5 protein-coding genes are annotated in these 3380 nt (G+C 75.7%); all 5 read right to left on the bottom strand.

What is annotated here, in order from left to right; all coding sequences use genetic code 11:
- Positions 1-56 precede the first annotated feature (56 nt).
- From RBXJA2T_RS09710 to RBXJA2T_RS09695, 5 genes are read right to left on the bottom strand one after another with little or no spacing between them, the layout of a single operon-like run.
- Positions 57-1868: a heavy metal translocating P-type ATPase gene (locus RBXJA2T_RS09710; RefSeq protein ID WP_009857182.1), complete on the bottom strand. Its 1812-nt coding sequence runs from the start codon at positions 1866-1868 to the stop codon at positions 57-59.
- Complete coding sequence (locus tag RBXJA2T_RS20570; protein WP_009857181.1) at positions 1802-2164, bottom strand: hypothetical protein; 363 nt, start codon at positions 2162-2164, stop codon at positions 1802-1804. The genes RBXJA2T_RS09710 and RBXJA2T_RS20570 overlap by 67 nt, the downstream gene beginning before the upstream one ends.
- Entirely contained in the window at positions 2161-2508 is a 348-nt protein-coding gene (locus RBXJA2T_RS09705) for a hypothetical protein (protein ID WP_009857180.1), read from the bottom strand. The genes RBXJA2T_RS20570 and RBXJA2T_RS09705 overlap by 4 nt, the downstream gene beginning before the upstream one ends.
- Positions 2501-2788, bottom strand: coding sequence for a hypothetical protein (locus RBXJA2T_RS09700; protein WP_009857179.1), 288 nt, complete (start codon positions 2786-2788; stop codon positions 2501-2503). The genes RBXJA2T_RS09705 and RBXJA2T_RS09700 overlap by 8 nt, the downstream gene beginning before the upstream one ends.
- On the bottom strand, positions 2785-3003 hold the full coding sequence (locus RBXJA2T_RS09695; protein ID WP_009857178.1) for a hypothetical protein: 219 nt from the start codon (positions 3001-3003) through the stop codon (positions 2785-2787). Before RBXJA2T_RS09695 ends, RBXJA2T_RS09700 begins: the two co-directional genes overlap by 4 nt.
- Between the last annotated feature and the right edge of the window lie 377 nt (positions 3004-3380).

The following is a 3380-nucleotide window of genomic DNA, read 5'->3' as shown; positions in this document are numbered from 1 at the left end:
TCCTCGGCCTGCTGGGTGTGCACCTGGCGATGCACCGCCGCAGCCTGCTGCGCTGATCAGCGTTTGCGGCGCCGCGCGCGCGGCAGCCCGGCGCCGGCCAGCGCGCGCAGCAGGATCGCGATCGTGCTGCCGTTGTGCAGCATCGACGCCGCCACCGGGCTCAGCGCGCCGAGCGCCGCGGCGCCGAGGATCGTGGTGTTGAGCCCCATCGTCAGGCGGAAGTTGCCGTCGATCAGCGCACGCGTGGCCAGCGCCAGCGCCTTGGCGTCGGCGACGTGGCCGATGCGGTCTTCGAGCAGCACGACGTCGGCGGCCAGCCGGGCGACGTCGGCGCCGCGCTGCATCGCGATGCCGACGTGCGCGCCGCTGAGCGCCGGGCCGTCGTTGACGCCGTCGCCGACGAAGGCGATGCGTGCGCCCGACGCGGCCAGCTCGTGCAGCACTGCCGCCTTGTCCTCGGGCATCAGCCCGGCGCGGTAGTCGTCCAGGCCCAGCGCCGCGGCGGTCTCACGCGCGCGCTCGGGCAGGTCTCCGGTCAGCATGACGATGCGGCGCACGCCCAGCTCGCGCAGCCGCGCGACGGTGGCCGCGGCGTCGGGGCGCAGCTGGTCGCGCATCGCCAGCACGCCGATCAGCGTGCCGCCCCAGCCGATGTAGAGCAGGGTCTTGCCGTCGGCCTCCAGCGCCTGCAGGCGCGGCGCGTGCGGCGCGACGGCGATGCCTTCGTCGTCCTCGATGAAGTGGCGCGAGCCGACGACGACCCGCCGGCCGTCGATCTCGCTGGCCACGCCGTGGGCGACGATGAACTCGACCTCGGCGTGGTCGAAGTGCTCGCGCTCGGGCAGGCGGTGCGCGGCTTCGACGACGGCCAGCGCCATCGGGTGGAAGTAGTGCTCCTCGACCGAGGCGGCCAGGTTCAGCAGGTCGGCCGGCGTCAGCGCCGGGTCGAGTGCGACGGTGTCGGTGACCAGCAGCCGGCCGGTGGTCAGCGTGCCGGTCTTGTCGAAGACGAAGGTGTCGGCCGCGGCCAGGCGTTCGAGCGCGCGTGCGCCCTTGATCAGCATGCCGCTGCGCCCGGCCTCGGCCATCGCCGACTTGAAGGCCACCGGCGTCGCCAGCTTCAGCGCGCAGGAGTAGTCGGCCTGCAGCACCGCGGCGACACGCCGGCCGTCGCGCGACAGCGCCCAGGTGCCGGCGGCCAGCGCCAGCACCATCGGCACCAGGCGGTCGGCCAGGCGCGCGGCGTCGAGCTGGGTCTGGCCCTTGGTCTCCAGCGACTGGGCGACGAAGTCGGCGATGCGCGCCGCCGCCGCCTGGCGGCCGACCCGTTCGGCGTAGACGCGCAGCCGGCCTTCCTCGACCAGCGTGCCCGAGAGCACGTGGTCGCCGCGGCGGCGTGCCACCGGCACGCTCTCGCCGGTCATCGTCGCCTCGTTGACCAGCGCCTCGCCGCCGAGCACCGTGCCGTCGACCGGCATCACCGCGCCGGTGGCGACGATGACCGTGTCGCCGACCTGCACCGCGTCGGCGTCGATGCGCGTCTCGCGGCCGTCGCGCTCGACCCAGACCTCGCTGTCGGCCGGGCGCAGCAGCTGCGACAGCAGCGCGTCGGAGCGGCGTTCGATCGAGTGCTCCAGGTACTCGCCGAGTGCCAACAGGAAGGACGTGGTGTTGGCCGCGACGTGGTCGCCGCGGCCGATCGAGATCGCCACGGCCACCGCTTCGAGCACGTGCGAGGTGATGCCGGCGCGCAGCAGGTCGTCCAGCGCCTCGCCGAGCAGCGGCACGGCGTTGGCCGCGGCTACCGGGCCGCGCAGCGACATCGGCAGCGCCGGCCCGAGCAGCAGCGCGGCCCCGGTGGCCAGCACGCTGCCCAGCGCCGGCTCGGGGGCGCAGCCGGCGGCCGGCGCGCGGCCGGGGGCGGCAGCGCCAGCAGCTGCGACGCGAGTGTCGCGGCGTCGGTGAGCGCCGGGTCGTAAGACAGCGCCAGCGAACGCACCGCGGCGTTGACACGCACCTCGCGCACGCCGCGCAAGGCCTCGGCGGCGCGGCGCAGCGAGCGGGTGTCCAGCGCGCCGCCGCGTTCGACGCGGTAGCGCCAGCGCACACGGCCGGCGCAGGCGTGTGCCGGCTCCAGTGCCGCGATCCAGCGGCCGGGGCTCACGGCTCCCGGTGCAGCTGGGCGTCCATCTCGGCGCGGATGTCCGCCGCCTGTTCCTTCAGCTCCTCGAAACCGCCGGCCAGGCCGGAATAGAGCTTCATCGCGGTCTTCAGCAGCGCCGCGCGCCGGTCTTCGTCGCCCAGCACCCAGGCCGCGCCGGCGCCCAGCGCCAGGCCGACGAGGAACTGCTGCTGCGCCGGGTTGCCCGGGATCCACGACGGCAGGTTGCCGAACAGGCCGCCGCCGTTGCCGGCATTGGCGTTGGCGGGCGTGTTGCCGCCGTTCCAGCCGCAGGCCGGGCAGCCGGCGCAGGCCAGCTTCGCCTTCTTCTTCGACTTCTTAGCCAAGTTCCTTCTCCTCGCGCCCGGCCTCGCCGAGCAGGGTTTCGATCAGTTGCACGGCCGCCGCACCGGCGGCCACGGCGGCGAGCGCGCCGCCCCACTGGCCACGCTGCAGCGAGCGCGCCGCCTGCGTGCCGGCGGTCAGCGCGGCGCCGCCTTGCAGCGCGTGGCGCAGCACACGCCGGGCGTCCAGACCGGGCCGGTCCTGGAAGGCCGACAGGCAGGCGGCGGCGACGAAGCCGCGTGTGAAGCTGCCGTCGGCGGCGGCGATGCGCTGGCGTTTCACGCCGTGTCCCCGGTCTTGCGGGTGCGGCGGCGCGGCACCTTGGCCGCCGGCGCAGGCGCGGCGACGGGTTCGGGCGCCGGTTCGGGCGCCGGCGCAGCCGCGGGTTCGACGGCCGGCGCCTCGGGCTGGGCCTCGGGAGCGCGGCGGCGCTGCAGCCAGCGCACGGCGAGTGCGCCGGCGGTAATGCCGGCCGCGAAGGGGAAGAGTTGCAGCATCTCGGGTCTCCTGTCGGTGTGCCGTGGCCGCGGCACACCGCACGAGGAAGACCGTGATGCTGGACAGCGCCCGCCGGCGTCGGGGCCGGGGGCCGCCTGGCCGGGAGGCAGGCGCCAACGCTCGTCTACGTACGGCGCACCGGAGGCGCGCGACACGATGCGCTGGCTGGCGAAAGCTGGCTGGCGGAAGTCGGCCCAGTCTCGGCCGGCGTCCGCCCCGGGCCCTTGCGGGCGATCAAGCCGGCGTGCGCCGGCCCGGCTTCAGAAGGTTTCCCAGTCGGCCTCGGTGCCGGCCGCGGCGGGCGTCGAACTGGTGCGCGTGGCCGCGCGTTCTGCGGCGGGCCGGGCGGCCGGACGCGCTGCCGGCGCCGGGCGTG

It is taken from the genome of Rubrivivax benzoatilyticus JA2 = ATCC BAA-35 (assembly GCF_000190375.1).
Taxonomy (GTDB): Bacteria; Pseudomonadota; Gammaproteobacteria; order Burkholderiales; family Burkholderiaceae_C; genus Rubrivivax; species Rubrivivax benzoatilyticus.
Note: the sequence above shows the minus strand (reverse complement) of the source record. Positions and strands in the feature narration are given on the sequence as shown.

Coding starts and splice junctions, on each gene's coding strand:
- RBXJA2T_RS09695 (WP_009857178.1), bottom strand. CDS start 3,003: ATGCTGCAACTCTTCCCCTTCGCGGCCGGCATTACCGCCGGCGCACTC.